The organism is Methanobrevibacter woesei (genome assembly GCF_003111605.1).
Taxonomy (GTDB): Archaea; Methanobacteriota; Methanobacteria; order Methanobacteriales; family Methanobacteriaceae; genus Methanocatella; species Methanocatella woesei.
The window spans coordinates 175,135-192,968 of sequence record NZ_MZGU01000003.1 but is presented as its reverse complement, the minus strand read 5'-3'; the positions used below and the strand labels follow the sequence as shown (position 1 = coordinate 192,968).

General features: G+C 29.4%; 15 protein-coding genes, 3 rRNA genes and 1 pseudogene. 6 read left to right on the top strand and 13 right to left on the bottom strand.

What is annotated here, in order from left to right; translation table 11 throughout:
* From MBBWO_RS08195 to rrf (MBBWO_RS02395), 3 genes are all read left to right on the top strand, one after another.
* Positions 1–119: ribosomal RNA gene (locus MBBWO_RS08195) — 23S ribosomal RNA — on the top strand; the annotation flags it as partial.
* Positions 120–291: 172 nt separating this feature from the next.
* Positions 292–410, top strand: a 5S ribosomal RNA gene (gene rrf, locus MBBWO_RS02400).
* Positions 411–491: 81 nt separating this feature from the next.
* A 5S ribosomal RNA gene (gene rrf, locus MBBWO_RS02395) occupies positions 492–610 on the top strand.
* Between the two features lie 382 nt (positions 611–992).
* On the opposite strand, the gene MBBWO_RS02390 is transcribed toward rrf (MBBWO_RS02395), so the two are convergent.
* The 3 genes from MBBWO_RS02390 to MBBWO_RS02380 all read right to left on the bottom strand — a co-directional run bounded on the left by MBBWO_RS02390 (position 993) and on the right by MBBWO_RS02380 (position 7,925).
* Complete coding sequence (locus MBBWO_RS02390; RefSeq protein WP_116669285.1) at positions 993–2,918, bottom strand: MutS-related protein; 1,926 nt, start codon at positions 2,916–2,918, stop codon at positions 993–995.
* Positions 2,919–2,995: 77 nt separating this feature from the next.
* Positions 2,996–5,413, bottom strand: a complete 2,418-nt coding sequence (locus tag MBBWO_RS02385; protein WP_116669299.1) for a U32 family peptidase — start codon at positions 5,411–5,413, stop codon at positions 2,996–2,998.
* On the bottom strand, positions 5,400–7,925 hold the full coding sequence (locus tag MBBWO_RS02380) for a U32 family peptidase (RefSeq protein ID WP_116669284.1): 2,526 nt from the start codon (positions 7,923–7,925) through the stop codon (positions 5,400–5,402). The genes MBBWO_RS02385 and MBBWO_RS02380 overlap by 14 nt, the downstream gene beginning before the upstream one ends.
* A gap of 169 nt (positions 7,926–8,094) precedes the next feature.
* On the opposite strand from MBBWO_RS02380, the gene tmk reads away from it, so the two are divergent.
* A complete protein-coding gene (tmk, locus tag MBBWO_RS02375; RefSeq protein ID WP_116669283.1) occupies positions 8,095–8,673 on the top strand; it encodes a dTMP kinase in 579 nt (192 codons plus the stop codon).
* Positions 8,674–8,693: 20 nt separating this feature from the next.
* Here tmk and MBBWO_RS02370 read toward each other — a convergent pair whose 3' ends face one another.
* From MBBWO_RS02370 to mcm, 5 genes are all read right to left on the bottom strand, one after another.
* On the bottom strand, positions 8,694–8,900 hold the full coding sequence (locus tag MBBWO_RS02370) for a hypothetical protein (protein WP_116669282.1): 207 nt from the start codon (positions 8,898–8,900) through the stop codon (positions 8,694–8,696).
* Between the two features lie 2 nt (positions 8,901–8,902).
* Positions 8,903–9,862, bottom strand: coding sequence for a tyrosine--tRNA ligase (locus tag MBBWO_RS02365; protein ID WP_116669281.1), 960 nt, complete (start codon positions 9,860–9,862; stop codon positions 8,903–8,905).
* Positions 9,863–9,874: 12 nt separating this feature from the next.
* Complete coding sequence (locus tag MBBWO_RS02360) at positions 9,875–10,927, bottom strand: NMD3-related protein (protein ID WP_116669280.1); 1,053 nt, start codon at positions 10,925–10,927, stop codon at positions 9,875–9,877.
* A 30-nt stretch (positions 10,928–10,957) separates the two neighbouring features.
* Positions 10,958–11,365 (bottom strand): translation initiation factor IF-2 subunit beta, encoded by a 408-nt coding sequence (locus tag MBBWO_RS02355; RefSeq protein ID WP_116669279.1) that lies wholly within the window; start codon positions 11,363–11,365, stop codon positions 10,958–10,960.
* Positions 11,366–11,513: 148 nt separating this feature from the next.
* Complete coding sequence (mcm, locus tag MBBWO_RS02350; RefSeq protein WP_116669278.1) at positions 11,514–13,517, bottom strand: minichromosome maintenance protein MCM; 2,004 nt, start codon at positions 13,515–13,517, stop codon at positions 11,514–11,516.
* 134 nt (positions 13,518–13,651) lie between these two features.
* Between mcm and MBBWO_RS02345 the strand changes: the two genes are divergently transcribed.
* On the top strand, positions 13,652–14,074 hold the full coding sequence (locus MBBWO_RS02345) for a hypothetical protein (RefSeq protein WP_116669277.1): 423 nt from the start codon (positions 13,652–13,654) through the stop codon (positions 14,072–14,074).
* Here the strand turns inward: MBBWO_RS02345 and MBBWO_RS02340 are convergent.
* Together MBBWO_RS02340 and MBBWO_RS02335 are read right to left on the bottom strand one after the other, a co-directional pair.
* A pseudogene (locus tag MBBWO_RS02340) lies at positions 14,049–14,709 on the bottom strand (RlmE family RNA methyltransferase). The gene MBBWO_RS02345 and the pseudogene MBBWO_RS02340 overlap by 26 nt on opposite strands.
* 8 nt (positions 14,710–14,717) lie before the next feature.
* Positions 14,718–15,245 carry a metallophosphoesterase gene (locus tag MBBWO_RS02335; RefSeq protein WP_116669275.1) on the bottom strand — a complete coding sequence of 176 codons (528 nt, stop codon included), beginning with the start codon at positions 15,243–15,245 and terminating at the stop codon, positions 14,718–14,720.
* 212 nt (positions 15,246–15,457) lie between these two features.
* Between MBBWO_RS02335 and MBBWO_RS02330 the strand changes: the two genes are divergently transcribed.
* Complete coding sequence (locus MBBWO_RS02330) at positions 15,458–16,549, top strand: formate--phosphoribosylaminoimidazolecarboxamide ligase (protein WP_116669298.1); 1,092 nt, start codon at positions 15,458–15,460, stop codon at positions 16,547–16,549.
* 15 nt (positions 16,550–16,564) lie between these two features.
* On the opposite strand, the gene MBBWO_RS02325 is transcribed toward MBBWO_RS02330, so the two are convergent.
* The 3 genes from MBBWO_RS02325 to MBBWO_RS02315 are packed head-to-tail and all read right to left on the bottom strand — an operon-like array spanning position 16,565 to position 17,834.
* Positions 16,565–16,954, bottom strand: coding sequence for a hypothetical protein (locus MBBWO_RS02325; protein WP_243408454.1), 390 nt, complete (start codon positions 16,952–16,954; stop codon positions 16,565–16,567).
* 15 nt (positions 16,955–16,969) lie between these two features.
* On the bottom strand, positions 16,970–17,338 hold the full coding sequence (locus MBBWO_RS02320; RefSeq protein WP_116669274.1) for a DUF5518 domain-containing protein: 369 nt from the start codon (positions 17,336–17,338) through the stop codon (positions 16,970–16,972).
* A gap of 28 nt (positions 17,339–17,366) precedes the next feature.
* Entirely contained in the window at positions 17,367–17,834 is a 468-nt protein-coding gene (locus tag MBBWO_RS02315) for a flavodoxin family protein (RefSeq protein ID WP_116669273.1), read from the bottom strand.

The window sequence follows — 17,834 nt, the reverse complement described above, 5'->3', positions numbered from 1 at the left end:
AATAGATTGCTATAGAACGCGAGTAGAAGACTTGTTTGATGGGGTAGGGATGTGAGCTTCGAGGTTTTTTTTCCGAGTTGTTTAGTCCGCTGCTTCCAATTGTTCGCTTGCATTATTTTCGAATTTAGATTGATAAAATACTTATGTATTTTTTCTATATTCTTTATTCTTTTCTTTAGATTAATACAAACCTTTATAATGGTTTGGTTAGGTGTATTCAGTTTAGGGTGAAATTGTCGCGGTTTAATTATTTATCATTATTATTTTTTCTTTTGTTGGTGTATTCTTTGGTTTTGCGGTCATAGCATGAGGGTTATACCTGGTCTCGTTTCGATCCCAGAAGTGAAGTCTTTTTGTGTTTTGTTTGTGTACTATGGTTTTTCTATGGGAATTTCATTTCGCTGCAAGCCATCTCATATATACATCAATAAAAGAAATTTATCATTATTCATTTTTACTAATTTACTATCATTATTTTTTCTGTTATTGGGTTTTGCGGTCATAGCATGAGGGTTATACCTGGTCTCGTTTCGATCCCAGAAGTGAAGTCTTTTTGTGTTTTGTTTGTGTACTATGGTTTTTCTATGGGAATTTCATTTCGCTGCAAGCCCAATTTCATTAAATATTATTTTTATCTGTTTATTTTCTAGTTTTTATTAAATTTAGGAAAGTATTATATACATACTAATTTTATATATATTAATACCATATCCTATTAAAAACATATCAATTATCTTTTTTTTAGGTCTAATGCCTTCGGTCCTTTTATGAGAATTTAGTTTTGTACTATCTATGATTTTAAGAAACCCAGCATTGGATAGGTTGCCTGTTTCGAGGGTTGCTCGAGGAGGGAAGGGTAATCTACCTGTGATTCATGAGAGTTAGTATACGGGCAAAATATATAATAATGTTTCATCTCATTCTTTCTTTGAGATGAATTCATTTTATTTAAAAAAAGAAAAAGAATTGTTTTATAAAATAGCTTATTTTAATTAGAATTTTTCTAATATTCTTGAATAAACTGCTTTTAAATTATCATCTGATTTTTCATAGATTCTTTTTAAAATCAATTCAGGGGTACTTTTTGCAAGGAAATTCATTTTTGGTGTTCTATCCACAATTAGGTTATAGTTTTCATCTAATCCTTTTGCTTCAATACCATCTACTCTTATATCTGTATAATTCATTAATTCCCTTGCCATATGGGTTACTATCACTCCATAAGAGTTTGATTCTTTTATCATGTCTATAAATGTAGATATAATTTTTACTGCTGCTTCTAGTTCTGTTATCCCTTCTAATTCATCAAGTAAAACTAATTTTTCACTATCTGTTGTTACTATTGGAATAAATACATTTAAGAATGATTCAAATGCACCAGCATCTAGGGATCTTTTTTTAGAGAAATGATATATTTCATCTAATAATTTGATTTCTGCATATTCAGCACTAACTGGAAGCCCCATTTGTGCCATTATGGATATTTGAGTTAAAGTTTCAAGAAGTGTTGTTTTTCCCCCACTATTTGCTCCAGTTAAAAGAGCAATATTCTCATTTTGGGTTAAAGAATAATCTATTTTCTGCACATTTTCGTTTTCTCTTTTTAGAGCCAATTCTAAATGTAGTGCTCCTTTTAAATCAATATTTTCTCCAAATATTGGAGCATTTAAATTATATTCATATGCAAAGCTTCCAAGAGTAAACTCATAATCAAACTTAATTACATCATTTACTTCTTTTATAACTTCTTCTTTTATTGCATTTAATTGGATAGCTGCTGTTTTTTTGGTTTCGTATATATCATTCTCTTTTTTGGAACTTTGTTCTAATTTCACTCTTTCCAGTTCCATATCATCTATTTCTATTGGATACTTTTTAAGATATGGATCAAAGTCAAGCCCTGTTTCTTCTTTAATAATTTTCTTCCTTTTATTTATTATCTCATCAAATATTTCATTAATCTTAGGTGGGAAGTTGTTATTTAATAAGTTTAATATTTCATCTCCTTCAAGGTCCACATCCTGAATAGCTGTTTCCAATTCTTTATCCATATCTTTCTTTAAATTATTCACTAATTCATCAATATCAATTTCTCTTTTATTGATTACATTTAATTCATTGATTATTGGAATAATTTCTCCTAAAACTGTTTCCTTATTCCTAATTTTTTGTATTTCATGAACTTTTTCGAATAATTCCTGATTTGTTGTAAAGAAGTTTATTATTTTTTCAGGCACTATTTCATAGTCATTATCATCAATACTTATCATTACAATATTTGGCATCCCTTCTAAATCAAGAACTCCTTGTGAATACACATAAATAATTAAATCATAGCTCAATAATTCTTCATGCATTAATGAACTTTCACTAGCTGTAATAATTGGATAGTATTGATTGAGGCCTAAATCACATAAATAGGAGTTATCTTCTTCTGTTTCAACAAGTATTGCTTTACTAGGATCATATTCTGCTTTAGGTTCCTCAATTTCTTTTAAATTTTTCATTAATCCTCTTAATTTTATTATTGGTAGTTTAGATACTTTTTCTTTGGCTTCCATTGTAAAAGATAACTGTTTTTCTATTTCTTTTTTATTTTTTGATGGAGAAAGGAGCATTATTCTATTTTTGGAGTATTTTGTATTGGAATAAGCAATTATTTTATTAATAATATCTTCATAGAGTTCCATTGCTCTTTCACTTTTTATAAATTCATATTGGGGTTTATTTTGTAAGGTGTTCATAATTTCAATAGCTTTTCTATGGCTAATTCCATCAATGTTCATTAACTTTTCAATGTCCTGATTTTCAATTATTTTTTGAAGGTTTTCTTCACCTCCAACACTTCTTATGATTTTTTCAGACATTTTTGTTCCGATTCCTTTTATTTCTTGCAATGTTATCTTCTCTCCTTCCATTTCCAAACCCCTTTATTGTGAATTATAATATTTTTAATAATTTAATATCCAAATTTTCCTAGAGCAATTGAAAACTATTAGTAGTTACCTTTTGTATTAAACTTAGAATATTTATTTAATTTTTTAATGTTTACTTTTCCATTGTTTATTGCATCTAAATAAACATCCGCAATACCTATATATTGGTTATCTTTCCATCTTGCATCAATTGCAAAGTTTTTATATCCAATATCAATTAAATGAGGTATTTCTTTAAGTAAAGATAATTCTTCATTGTTTATGATTGTAATTTCTTCATTTGAAATACTTTTATAGGTTGAGAATGAATTTCCTTTATTATCTATTAATATCAACTCATTATTTCCTATTTTCTTTGATTCATTCCTGTTTAATATATTCTGTCTTGTTTTCATTAGCTCAACATTGCCCTGGACTACAATCTCAACTTTTGATGAGTCTGATATATTTTTAATTATGTCTTCATAATCTTTTTTTCTAAGTTCTAGGGATAATGTTAAAAGTTTATATTGACTTAAACTTTCAACTGTTTCACTATTTGCAATATTTAATGCAGAAGATCCATATTCTCCTTTAAAATTAGAACTCATTGTTTCAATAGGAATATGTTTTTTATTTAATATTCCTTTAACTTGATTTAATGCTTTTAATAAATTTTCATGAGTAATATCTGGCCATTTCCAGATTAATTCATAATCTTTATTTGTACTTATTTCTAATGCTTTTTCAAGGAAATTAACCATATAACTGATGTTTATTTTATCTAATTGTGAAGAAGTATCGGCAGGTATTTCTAAATAAACTCTTTCAACATTTTTCAATTCTTTTAAATGATTTAAATTTGTTGTATAAACTGAAAGTGTTGGTGCTTTATTTTCTTCTATTTTTTCTTTTTTATCAAGTTTTATTGGTGTTACCTCATGTTTATAACTGTTTATAAGGTTATTTTCCAGTTTTGCTAAGAGATCTCTTCTTAATTTGTTAATTTCACTTAGTGGTATGAATAAATTTCCATGATAATTAATATTCATCTGGATTATTTCAAAAGGATAATTGTCTAATTTAGATAATTGTTTTTTAATTGTTTCTACACTTACTGCTTTTTTCAATGGTTGTTCAAAAGGATGATTTCCACTTACTTCAGCAGTAATCTCTTTATTATTTGCAAGTTTTAAGATTCCTTTAAGATGAGGATATTCTTTTCTAACTGAAAAGGTCAATGTCAGTTTGGATTTAATGTAACTGTTTCCTTTATGTTCGATTTCTTTTGTTATTTTGGATATCTTATTTCTTTTACTTAGAAATACTTCTGCACCTATTAAATTTTCTGGAATTCTTTTATTTTCTCTAACTTGCTTGATTAAAAGAACTTTATTTTTTCTAGTGATATCCTTAATAGCTTTGTTTTTACCTTTTTTATAATGATTTAAAGTGGTTAATAGAGGATTTTTAGATATTTCAAATCCACAGTCCTCTTTATTTTTATGTATTAACAATCCATCTCCTTTTTCAGGAATAATTTTTAAATCATCATTAACTTTTATTGCAAGCTGATTCTTTTCCTGGTTAATTATCTTTCCTATTTTTAAACCTAAATGTCCTGCACGTAAACTTCTAGAAGAATTATAGCTAAACTGTCCTTCTGTAAATCCTCTATTAAATACGAGATTTATTAATTCGCTGCTGTATTTTTTATGACTTTTTAATTTATTTAGTGCTTTTCTATATTCGCTTATTACAATAGCTAAATATTCTTTATTTCTCATTCTGCCTTCAATTTTAATGCAGCTTATATTTAGTTTACTTATTTCTTCTAGTTTGTTGATTAAACAAAGATCCTTAGGTGATAAGTAGTAGTCATGATAGTTTAGGAAGTTAGTTTTATATTTTTGCCTGCATGGTTGAGCACAAGTTCCTCTGTTTCCGCTTCTGCCACCTTTAAAGCTAGACATTAAACATTGTCCTGAATATGAGAAACATAAAGCTCCATGAGCAAATATTTCAAGTTCCATATTGGTTTTTATATTTTCTATTTCTTTTTTTCTCATTTCACGAGGAAGAACAATTCTTTTAACACCTTTAGATTCAATATAATCAATTTTATCTTGATTTTCAAGGTTCATTTGTGTTGATGCATGAATTTTTAGTTTTGGAATATGTTTGTTTATCAGTTCAACTAATCCTAAATCTTGAACTAATACTGCGTCAACACCTATTTCATGTAGTTTATTTAGGTAATTAAGCACGTTTTCTATTTCATCTTCCTTAATTAATGTGTTTACAGTAACATAAACTTTAACATTGTATAGATGTGCAGTGTTTACTGCTTGCTCTATTTCATTTAATGTAAAGTTCTCTGCAAACTTACGGGCTCCATATTCTTTTCCAGATAAATATATTGAACTGGCTCCAGCATTAATTGCTATTTGAAGATGGTCCATTGATCCAACTGGTGCAAGTAATTCAGGCAATTTCATATTCATTTTTCCTTTCTTTATCTTCGTGAAGTCTTCCTTCAATAAAATTTCCTTTGTTAATATAGGAATGTGAGAAATCCATAATTTGGTATTTGTATTTAGTTAATTCTTCATCATTTCTGTCTTTAAGAGCATCATTATAGATAGATACAATTTTTTTAGTGTATTCTGGATTGGAATATCTGCAGTCAAGAATTAAAGAGTCAAGACCCAAATCTTTAATTTCATTCATTTCTTCAATTAAACATAAACAGTCTTTGTTAATGATGTGGCTCTGTTTATTGTAGTCAAATGAGACTTTATATTTGAATTTTTTACGTTTTTTATCTTCAAGTATTGCATAATCTGCATTATTTGAAATAATAAAGTCTTTTCCTTCATTTAAATTTGAAAAATCATCTTTAGTCACAATTACTTCAAGATTTCCATTTACAATAAGTTCTAAATCAATATTGGAATCTTTTTTCTTAATAACTTCTTTAATCTCATCTTTTGATAATTCTGAAGATAATATTAAACCATTAAAACCGGAATTTGCAAGGCTTTTAACAGAATAGCTGTTCCAGATGTTTAAGTTATGATTTCCATAAATTGGACAGTTGAAAATTTCTTTCATTGCAGGGAAATCTCCCATAACTGAAATAATAATTCCCTTATTTTCAAGTTCTTTCACGATTTCACTGCATTTAATAGCTTCTTCTTCACTTATAAATGATGATAAAACCCATACTAGTTCACTTTGAGGTGCAATTAATGAAGCTTCCTCTAAAAGATTCGGAATATTCTCATAGTAATCTTTTTGATTGTTATAAAGGCAGTTTCCATCAAAGTACACTCTCTTAAGGTTAAATCCAGATACTGCATTTAACTGTTCTAAATCATCAATAAATATTGAAAGTTCAGGGTTTGTATTAATGGAATCATTTTCAAATTCCCTATGTTCTTCAATAAACTGAATAATATTTTTTCTAATGGATTTTAACTCTTTTTTAGTAGGAATATAATGATTAATTAAAATTTCCTCTGCTTTATTTAGTATATTCCTTCTAACTTCATTTAATTTTCCAATTGGAGTAAAGATATTTTCAGGTAAATCAGTTACCTCAATATTTTCTATGTAAAATGGAGTTCCTCCAGTTTTTGATAGCTGTTCTTTAATTGTATCTTCTGTGATGGGTCTTTTAAGAGCTTTTTCAAATATTCCTTCTGCTTTATATCTAAATTTCACTGGAGTACCATCTATGTCAAATGTAACTTTTACATAAAGGTTTAAATCTTCATTCCATGTTAAACTTAAATTTACAGGTATATTAGGTGTTATTTTTTCCTGCTGATATTTTTTTAAGTCTTCATGTATTGATTTTGAATAGCTGATAAATACTTCAGTACCTTCTTTAAGAAGACGTGTTGTATTGATGATTATTTCATTTTCATCTTGTTTTATTATTTCATCTAAATAGATTCCTTTAATTTTTCCATTATATTTAAAAGCAATTCCATCTCCAATTTCTAATGGGATGTAATTTTCTTTATTTTTAACTTGGATTGTTACTTTGGTTCCATCAATATTAGTAATATCTCCAATGTATAATCCTTCATGTCCAGATGCTTCTCTACCCATCACATCTCCGGGGTTTTCATCTAATAAGTATCCATCAGTAAATTTACGGTTAAATACTAAATGAAGGTTTTTACCATAATCTCCTTCTTTTCCATCTAAAAGATTACGATAACTGTTTACAATAGTTCCAATATAATCTACAGATTTCATTCTACCTTCAAGTTTTAAGGAAGTTACGCCAGCATCTGAAATCTCTTTTAGATGGTCATATGTTGCAAGATCATGGGTTGATAAAAGAAAACCATTTCCAACATTATATCCTCTGTATTTTAGTTTATATTCTCTACGGCAAGGCTGTGCACAGGCACCTCTGTTTCCACTACGTCCGCTGTTATAAGAAGAGATGTAACAATTTCCAGATACGGAATAACAAAGAGCTCCATGTCCAAATACCTCAAGTTCCATATCTATCTCATCTTTTTTTAGCTGTTGTTTAATTTGAGATATTTGTTGGAGATTAATCTCACGAGGTAGAACTACTCTTGAAATATTGTTTTTACTTGCCCATTTTACAGAGCTGTAATTATTCAATGCCATTTGTGTTGATGCGTGGATTTCTAAATCAGGAATTAAACTTTTTAATAATTCTACTATTCCAAAATCCTGAACAATAACTGCATCAACCCCTATTTTATATAATAGGAATAAATAGCTAATAACATCCCCAAGTTCAAAATCATTCACTAATGTATTAACAGTAACATGTATTGTGGAGCCATTTAAATGAGCATATTTCACTGCTTTTTTCATTTCTTCAATTGTGAAATTTTTAGCAAAGGCTCTGGCACCATATCTTTGACCAGCTATGTAAACAGCATCAGCTCCTGCATTAACTGCAGTAATAAGAACATCATAAGACCCTGCTGGTGCTAATAATTCAGTTAAAACCATTATGTAACTTCCCATAAAATTTAATCAATATCATTTTTGTTTTTAGTAGTATTTTAAATTAGTTATCAACTTAATGAGAGCTTTTTAGTTGAAAAATAATAAATTTAATTTATTGAAAATAAGATATTAACTAATAATATTATGTATTTTTATTTTAATGGTGTAAATTATGTATATTGTTTTTGAAGGAATTGATGGGGCAGGTAAATCAAGCCAAATTCAATTATTAAAAGAATGGTTAGAAGAAAATGGGTTAGAAGTGGAGTTATTAGTTGAACCAACTGACTCTAAAGTAGGAAAACTTATTCGTGAATTATTAACTTATGATAATGCTACAACTGAGGATATGCAAAAGACATTAGGCCTTTTATTTGCTGCAGATAGGATGCTCATAATGGATAAGTTAAATGATGAAAATAAGATTATTATCTCTGATAGATCATTTATCTCAAGTTTGGCTTATCAGGAACCTAAAGACTGGATTAATGAAATTAATAAATATGCAAAAAAACCAGATTTAGTTTTATTGCTTGATTTGGATGTAGCTACTTCTGTTAAACGATGTGATGGTGAAGATAGCTTTGAAAATGAGGAATTCTTAAATAAAGTTAAAGAAAACTATCTTGATGTTATAAAAGAATTTAATTATGAAATTATTGATGCAAATAATGGAATAAATAAAGTATCCTCAGATATTAAAAAAGCAGTAGCATCTTATGTTGGAATTTGCAGCAGTCAAATACCTTAAAAAAGTAGAAATTAGAAGGATTATTCTTCTTCTAATTCATTTAAACGTTTACTAATAGCATCTGTGAAAAATTCACGGACACGTTCAAGTTCTTCATATTGTCCAATGAGTTTTGGACCATATTCAGTATGTTCTAATTTCACATCAAATTTTTCAATAGCATGTGCGAGCATTTGCTCCCCAACACCATTTGGCAATCCCATTTCAAATTCGTCTACATGTGGCATTTTTATTCCTCCATGTATTCTCTTACTGGAGCTAAATATTCAATTAAGAAGTCTTTGATTCCAGTTTTTAAATCCATTGGATGTAAATCTCCATTCTTGAAGTTTTCAATTAATTCATCATGTGTAAGCTCAATGTCTCCACCAAATTTTTCAGGTCTTTTAATTAATAATTTTTCCTGATTTGGATAAACAAAGGTTTCAGCTATTTCAATCATTGGATTATCTTCAATTTCACCTTGAGGACAGTAACTTTTATTGATTTTTTTGGTAATGTCTTCAACACTGTCATCAACAGCAATAAAGTTTCCTTTACTTGAAGACATTTTTGCATCTCCATCAAGACCATGTAATAATGGAGTGTGGATACAAACAGGAACATTTTCATCGATTTTTTCTAGATTTTCTCTTGCAAGCATTTGTATTTTTCTCTGTTCCATTCCACCTAATGCAACATCAACTTCTAAAGCAGCCATATCTACAGTCTGCATTATTGGATAAATTACACTAGCTACTTTTGGATTATCATCATGACGACTTACTTGGTCCATACTTCTTTTTGCTCTTTTTAAAGTGGTCATGGTAGCTAATTGGTAAACTTTAGTGGTGTAATCAGGATCTAACTGGAAACTAGAACCATAAACGAATTCAGTTGTTTCATCTAATCCTAATGCTTCAAAACATTTCTTATTGTATTCTGCTGTTTCAGCTATTTCTTCTACAGTTCCTTTTCCATTTAAAAATGCATGATAATCAGCAAGGAGGATTTTAATTTTAAATCCTAATTTTTGAAGAGTTTTAAGTTTTTGAACTGTTACTGCATGACCTAAGTGGATTTTTCCTGATGGTTCATATCCAGTATAAGCTATAGGTTGTTCTTTTTTAAGAACGTCTTTCAATTCTTCTTTATCTATAACTTCTAAGGTTCCTTGCTCAATTAATTGAATTTTTTCTTCTATATCCATTTTATCACTTAATTAATTTAGTAGATAAACATAATTGTTAATTTTGATTATTTTAACTTCATCTCCAATTTGTGCATTTTTTGTTGATTCTTTAATTTCTAAATCAATAACTGAATAATCAACAGGGTCTAATATCTGAATAGTTGTTGGAGATTTGGAAATAATTGATGTAGTTTCTATGTCTTCTTCTTTTTTAACTACTTCGATCTCTTCGGTGTCTTTCCAGGGGATTGTATGTTTTTTATCATTTTCAAGATTAATAGCTACTACTCTGTTTTTACCAATGTCTTTTACTTGAAGTATGTTATTTTCATACTTGATAAAATCACCTTCTTCAAATTTAGGAATTCTCACTGAAATCCAAATCCTGTAAAGGCCTTTTCCAGTTGATTTATCTTCACTAATGAGACGAGGTGATTCTTTTATATGGCCTCCAAATTCATCTTTAAGAGCATTAGCTACTTTTCTTCCAGATTTGAGAGATCCAATATAGTAATCATAACCTTCTTTCAATTTAGCTATCTGAGGACAATAAGCTAATTTATCACTTTTGCTTTGTTTAATTAGTGTTCTTTCAACAATTTCATCTGCTTTTTCACATTCCCATTTATGGAGTTCACGTTCATCTGCTCTAAATTGAATTACAGATTCATAATATCCTGCTTGAAGTTTACTGCATGTTGGACATACGGTTTTCAATATTCTAACATCTACATCATGACTTTCACTGATTTCTTTACCATAGACTTCGCCAGTGGCTTCAACATAACACTCAGCTATTGTTCCTTTCATTTGATCAATTTCAAGGTCAATAAGTTCATTTTCAACAAGATCATCAATAGTTATGTTTCTTTCTAATGCGCGGTAGATAATTTCTTCTTCAGGTAAATTAGATTCACTCCATTTTCCTTCTTCTAATTTACTGTTACAATGGCTACATATTGTAACTTCAATCTTTTCAGGAATTGTAAGCATTGTGTAGTCCTTTAAAAAACAGTCAATGCATACATCACCAACCATTTTTTTATCAGTACTTCCACATTCTGGGCAAAACATAGTAGTCACTTAAAAAAAGTAAAATTAAGTAAAATAGTCTTATAATGGTTTTAATGGAGCTGTAGCACCACATGCTGCACATTTTAATAAGAATATTCTACCTTCTCTTATAATTCTAGTATCTGGTCTATTACATTCATGACAGATAACATATCTTTCTACATAATCTTCTAATCTTTCATTAATTAGGTAATGGGTAAATTTACCTTGTAAGATTGCTCTTCCACCTTCTAAGTTTCCTGCAGTACCTAATTCTCTTAATAAAAATTTTAATAAATGTTGAGGGTCTCTATTTAAACCTTCAGCAACATCCTTAAAGTTTTTAATAAAAGTTCTGTTCCCTTGAATATCGGAGTAAGCTTTAGGAATTTTGAATCTTTTGTTTTCAAATACTTCAGGAGGTAATTGGTCAATTGCTCTATTTAATAATTTTTCATATTCATCCATATTATCTCTCCGTAAAAATAAATAATTAAATATAATTATAATATTATTAATTTATTTTTAATCATTTATAATATTATCTTTAAATTAAATTCTAAAAAATTAAAAATTAATAGCTAGTCAGCTATGAAAAAAATAAAAAAGAAGTGGATTATGCTCTTTTAAGATATCCACTTGTTGGTTCGTAGATAATTCCTTTATGTTTTAAGTTTCTAATTATGTTTTCAACTTTTTCTTCGCTGATATCATATTTATCAGCCATATTAGATGCTAAAACATTGGTTGGGGCTTGTCCACCATATTCTTCTTCAAGTAATTCAATTTCCTCAAGGACTCTCTGTAATTTGTCTCTATCAGATTTTGGTGTTCTTCCTTCAACTTTATCAATATCTATTTCACCAGTTTCAGGGTCAATACCTACTTCTTTAAGACATGCTAATTGTAGGCGAACTGCCTTTTCAGCATCTTCTTTATCTACAGTTTCTTTAAGCCTAATCTTTGCACTAGCTTCTGCTAAACGAATAATAGCTTCTAATTGTCTTGCAGTAATTGGCACTGGTCCTTCTTCATCCTGACCACTGTTTCTTGTAGATACATAGAACTCTTTTAAAACAGTGTTTGCTTCATCAGTTAATCTAGGATTAACGTTCTTTCTAGCATAAGCAATGTATTTTCTGAGAAGTTCTGGTTCTATTTCATAATTAATTTCATTTGACTGGTGTATTTCAAGAATATGGTCAGCTAATTCTGAATCGTTTTTAATACTTGGTTTATCTTCAACAACAAATATTAAATCAAAACGAGATAAAATTGGAGATGGTAAATCAATTTGCTCAGCTAGTAATTTAAAACGGTCAAACCTACCAAATTTAGGGTTTGCTGCTGCAAGAACAGAACATCTTGAATTTAAAGTAGCCATAATTCCTGCTTTTGCAATACTTACTGTTTGCTGTTCTAAAGCTTCGTGAAGTGCTGATCTGTCTTCAGATCTCATTTTGTCCAGTTCGTCAACACAAACATTTCCCTGGTCCCCAAGAACTAATGCACCTGCTTCTAAAGACCATCCACCTAATTCGTCTCTTACTGCAGCTGCTGTTAGCCCTGCTCCAGTTGTACCTTTACCACTTGTATAAATACTTCTTGGAGCTAATTTTGAAACATATTTAAGCATTTGGGATTTACCAATACCGGGATCCCCTACAATTAGGATATGTATGTCTCCTCTTAATCTAGTTTCATCTGCAAGCTGTTTTGCGGAACCACCAAATAATTGAAGTGCAATAGCTTCTTTTACATCACGGTATCCTTTAATTGAAGGTGCAGTTGATTTGATAATTTTGTCATAAATATTCGGATCTTTAGATAATTCAATAATTTCTTCTTCATCCTCTGGTGTCAAATGAAGTTCTTCAAATTCCTGTTCTAAAGGCTCAATGTGATTTACATAGATATAATTCTTAAATTTCCCACTACGTTCTTCTCTAAATGTTTTTAAAGTACCTGTAATTCTTACTTTATCTCCTGGATTTAATTTATCTACTAAATCATCTTCAAGAATCATTAACATCTGTTTTGGTTCAGTACCTCCAGATAAGTTTTCTAATGGTTCTTGCATTCTTGCAGTTTGAGTATCAATATATTTTGATTCTTCTTGAAGTAATCTAAATGATCTTCCACCACATTCACTACATAATGAAGGTTCAACAATTCTGCTGTCAGAGCTCTGTTCAACTTCATGAAGTCTCATACATCCTCTACATTCAAATACTGCAGTTTCAATTCTTGGTCTTATTTCATCTGTTTTTCTTACAATACCATCAGCAGCAACAAAATTTCCAATATATTTACTTAAAAGGGTTTTTAAAGGAATAATATTAGTTAAATTTGCAATTCTAAGATTTATATCCACATCTTTTACTAAAGGGTCAATATTTTTTATTGCATTAGTTGCAGCATCTAATATCTCCTGTGGTTTTTCAATTAATAAATCCGCTAAATCTGGATCAAACATTTCTAGATTATTGTAATCAATTTCTAGTGATCTTTCATCAGGATATTTCTCAAGTGTTTCAAATAATTGGTCTTTGTATATTGTTGAGAAAAATTCTTCGAATTTTGCAACTGATGTTCCGATTTTAGTTGTACTTGTACTCATCAATCATTAGTTATTATTTCTAATACTTAAAAAACTTAACATAAGGGATGAACTTCAAGTAAAGTTTAAATAAAATTATTAGTATATATAGTATTATTATATTTTTATAATAGTTGCATTTTTTTGGGATTATTATGAGAAAATCAAGATTATCATTATTTAAATCCACTTCTATGCTTATTTCTGTTGTAGGAATTATAATGGTTGCTTTAACAGTTATTGTTGTAGCTTATGTTGGATTTAGTATGGTTTCATCAGGATTTACCAATGAAATAGCTTCTGGTAATCAATATGATGAATTAGCTAATCTAAAATCTTCATATTCTTCGTTAGAATCACAGTTTGATAGTATTAAATCTTCATATGCAGGTAGCTCTGATACTGCAGCTGTGGAGGAATATAATAATGCAAGACTTGAACTTACTCGTGCAAATTCGGCTATTGAGAATGTTCAAAGTGCATTAGATTCGAATAAACCATCAAATGAAGTTGATAGTAGGTTAGATTTCGCTACTCAACAATTAAATAAAGCTACTGAAGCATATAACAATCTTTAAATATTATTTTTTTATTTTTTTTATTATTTTGGTCTAAAACCTAATCCAACAACATACATTTCTGAACTTTTTTTACGTGATGATGGGGGTTTTGTAGTTTTTACTTGTCTAAACTGTTTTTTAAGTTGGTTTAGCATCTGTTTATATTCAGGACCTTGGAATACTTTCATAGCTAAATTTCCTTTTTCTTCTAAAATGATGTTAGCTATTTCAATAACTACATTTATTAAATCAATAGATCTTAACTGATCAAGGTTTTTAATACCTGTTAGGGATGGTGATGCATCAGAAATTAAAACCTGTGTTTTTCCACCACATAATTCAATGATTTTATCCTGCACTTCTTTTGTTGTAAAATCTCCTCTTATCCCATAGAAGTTTTCTTCTGGAAAACGCCTAATTCTATTTAAATCAACACCAACGACTAGGCCTTCTTCTCCAACTATTTCTAAAGCTACTTGAGACCACCCGCCAGGTGCAGCTCCTAAATCCACGACAGTATTTCCACTTTTAATTAATTTAAACTTTTTATTTAACTGTTTAAGTTTATATGATGCTCTTGAACGATAATCTTCTTGTTTGGCTTTTTTATAATAAGGGTCATTTTTTCTTTCATGTTGCCAACTATCTGACATGTTTACACCTAATGTTTAAATCTTGTTAAATCTAGAGAACTACAGATTGGACTTCCAACTTTAACTAATTCCACATCCACTTCTTTTTTATTAATCTCAAGTATCATGACAGTTCTATCTGCTAATCTTGGAACAGTTGGACTTCCAGGATTTATCAAAAGCACATCTTCCACTTTCTCTACTTTTGGCTGATGTGAATGTCCACTTACAAGAATATCCACATCTAATTGTTTTGCAAGATAATGTAATTGTTGGGTATCTGCTCTTGGATAAACTTCACCATGTATTACTCCTATTTTAAGTTCCTCAGCTTCAACAACAGCTGTTTTAGGCAAGTTCAATCCAACTATTCTATCAGTATTTCCTTGTATGGCTGTTACTGGTGCTATTTCTTCTAATTTTTCAATAACTTCTTGTGAAGTTACATCTCCAGCATGTAAAATCATTTCAACATCTTTAAAAGCTTCAAATACTTTTTCTGGAAGCTCTCTCATTCTGTCTGGAATGTGTGTATCTGATATTAGTCCAATTAACATAATCTTTGTATCCTAATAAAAATTTATGTTATTATTTTTTAAAGCAATATTATATATGTTTATTCACTAGTTTTTAAGGATTTTATTCAGCTTTTTTAAATCTTTTCATTGCATATTATATCATTTAATTAATTTTTTTAAATAATTAAATAAAAACTATTATAAGTTGTTAAGATAATATTTAATATTATACTTTTCATGGAGAGATAATGATGGGTGAAGTAAAAAAAGAGGATATTTTGGAGATTTTAAAGAACTATGATAAGGAAAATATTACAATTGCTACTCTAGGTAGTCACACTTCATTACATATTTTAAGAGGAGCAAAAGATGAAGGATTTAGAACTGCTGTTGTTTGTGAAAAAGGAAGAGAAGTTCCTTATCAACGTTTTGATGTAGCAGATGAATATATTATTGTTGATCAGTTTAAAGACATTGTTAATGAGGATGTTCAACAACAATTAAGAGATATGAATGCTATTGTAGTGCCTCATGGTTCTTTTGTTGCTTATGCAGGCCTTGATAATGTTGAAGATAAGTTTAATGTGCCTATGTTTGGGAATAGGGATATTTTAAGGTGGGAAGCAGAAAGAGATAAAGAAAGACAACTTTTAGTTGATGGTGAAGTAAGAATTCCTTTCAAATATGATAGTCCAGCTGATATTGACAGGCCAGTAATGGTTAAATTCCCTGGTGCTAGAGGTGGAAGAGGATACTTTGTTGCATCTTCACCAGAAGAGTTTGATAAGAAAATAGATGCAATGAAAGAACGTGGTTGGCTTGAAGATAAAGATGTAGCTAATGCACACATTGAAGAGTATGTTTCAGGATGTAACTATTGTATACATTATTTCTATTCTGCTTTAGATGATAAAGTTGAAGTAATGGGTATGGATACAAGATATGAATCTAGTATTGATGGATATGTAAGAATGCCTGCAAAAGATCAATTAGATATTGATTTAAGCCCTTCATATGTAGTTACTGGAAATCACCCAGCAGTTATTAGAGAATCTTTATTACCTCAAGTTTTCGAAATGGGTGACAAATTAGTGGAAAGTGCTAAAAAATTAGTTGCTCCTGGTATGAATGGTCCATTCTGTATGCAAACATTGGTTAATGATAATTTAGAAGTAATTTGTTTTGAAATAAGTGCAAGAACTGATGGTGGTACTAATACATTTATGGATAGTTCTCCTTACAGTTACCTTACACATGGTAAACCAATGAGTATGGGAAGAAGAATTTCTGTTGAAATTAAAAAAGCACTAGAAAGAGATGAATTAGAAAAAATAATAACATAAAATCATTATTTTTTCTTATTTTTTATTTTTCTTATTTTTTCCACGTTGTTCTTTTGCTTTTTTTGTTTTTATATAGTTTTTATGGAAAAGTGCTCCAACAAATCCAAGGAGTGCTCCAATTATTAAACAGCTTATTAATATTAATACAACTGTTGTTGAAGTTATTGTAAATGATCCAAGCCCACCATACATTGCTACTAAAAATAATGGTATTGCACCTATAGCTCCTAAAATTGTACCATAAGTTAAATTTTTTCCTTTATATCCAATATACAATAATCCAACAGATGCAAATGGAGCTAATATTTCAAGTCCAGGACTAGAACCGAACATAGCTATAACTGCACAAAATGCAGCTCCAAATATTAATGATTTCCAATCGATTTCATTTAACATTTCTTTCATTTTATAATCTCCAATTTAATTTCTGGAAGTTATTGCTCCTCCAACGCCTCCAGCGATTCCCATTACAATCGCATAATAAATTAAATTACCAATGACTATGAATATAGTGGAAATACCAGATACTGTAAATCCTATAAGGCCTCCAAACAATCCGATTAATGCTCCACCAAAAGTAGCCATAATTACAAATATTATAGCACAAACTATGGTTCCAAATGCTCCTGCAACAGCTGCATTCCATATTCCTCCAAAGATTCCTTCTCTAGCTAATGCACCAACTATAAATCCAACCATCAACAGTCCTAAAAACTCATAATTTGCAAAAAAAGTTTTTACAATTACTGCTAATATAAATCCGACTATTACGGCACTCCATTTAGTCATTTTATTCACCTTTTTATTTATTAAAAGACTAATTTTTAATTTTGTTTATGAAAGTATTTATTTTTTCACTAGGATTATTTAAATCAGCTTCTGTTATAGATAATGTTGCAGATAAACTTTTTTCACATCTTTTAGATATTTCTTTCACTGTTTCTTCATAACCGCTTGAGCCACATGTAGTAAAACAAGCTATTTTTCTTTTAAACTTTTCTCTGTTCTGTATTATGTAAGTGTTTACAGGTACGGCTAAGGTTCCTGCCCAAACAGGAGTTCCAATAATAATTAAGTCATATTCCTCAGGATTTTTACTGCATTGATTAATAGTGGTTCCACGACCGCTAACTGCATTGAAACCTCCTTTAATAAACCCTAAGATTCCTTTATATTTGTCATTATCAGTTATTCTTTCTATATCGCAGTTTAGTTTTTCCTGAATTATCTTAGCTATTTTATCTGTATTTCCAGTTCTAGAATAATAGACTATTAATGTTTTCAT

What these genes read in the sequence shown, in the direction of transcription:
- MBBWO_RS02380 (WP_116669284.1), bottom strand. Translation starts at nt 7,925, where the DNA reads ATGGTTTTAACTGAATTATTAGCACCAGCAGGGTCTTATGATGTTCTT.
- MBBWO_RS02330 (WP_116669298.1), top strand. Translation starts at nt 15,458, where the DNA reads ATGGGTGAAGTAAAAAAAGAGGATATTTTGGAGATTTTAAAGAACTAT.
- mcm (WP_116669278.1), bottom strand. Translation starts at nt 13,517, where the DNA reads ATGAGTACAAGTACAACTAAAATCGGAACATCAGTTGCAAAATTCGAA.
- MBBWO_RS02390 (WP_116669285.1), bottom strand. Translation starts at nt 2,918, where the DNA reads ATGGAAGGAGAGAAGATAACATTGCAAGAAATAAAAGGAATCGGAACA.
- MBBWO_RS02385 (WP_116669299.1), bottom strand. Translation starts at nt 5,413, where the DNA reads ATGAAATTGCCTGAATTACTTGCACCAGTTGGATCAATGGACCATCTT.
- MBBWO_RS02355 (WP_116669279.1), bottom strand. Translation starts at nt 11,365, where the DNA reads ATGGATGAATATGAAAAATTATTAAATAGAGCAATTGACCAATTACCT.
- MBBWO_RS02345 (WP_116669277.1), top strand. Translation starts at nt 13,652, where the DNA reads ATGAGAAAATCAAGATTATCATTATTTAAATCCACTTCTATGCTTATT.
- MBBWO_RS02370 (WP_116669282.1), bottom strand. Translation starts at nt 8,900, where the DNA reads ATGCCACATGTAGACGAATTTGAAATGGGATTGCCAAATGGTGTTGGG.
- MBBWO_RS02325 (WP_243408454.1), bottom strand. Translation starts at nt 16,954, where the DNA reads ATGAAAGAAATGTTAAATGAAATCGATTGGAAATCATTAATATTTGGA.
- MBBWO_RS02315 (WP_116669273.1), bottom strand. Translation starts at nt 17,834, where the DNA reads ATGAAAACATTAATAGTCTATTATTCTAGAACTGGAAATACAGATAAA.
- tmk (WP_116669283.1), top strand. Translation starts at nt 8,095, where the DNA reads ATGTATATTGTTTTTGAAGGAATTGATGGGGCAGGTAAATCAAGCCAA.
- MBBWO_RS02365 (WP_116669281.1), bottom strand. Translation starts at nt 9,862, where the DNA reads ATGGATATAGAAGAAAAAATTCAATTAATTGAGCAAGGAACCTTAGAA.
- MBBWO_RS02335 (WP_116669275.1), bottom strand. Translation starts at nt 15,245, where the DNA reads ATGTTAATTGGACTAATATCAGATACACACATTCCAGACAGAATGAGA.
- MBBWO_RS02320 (WP_116669274.1), bottom strand. Translation starts at nt 17,338, where the DNA reads ATGACTAAATGGAGTGCCGTAATAGTCGGATTTATATTAGCAGTAATT.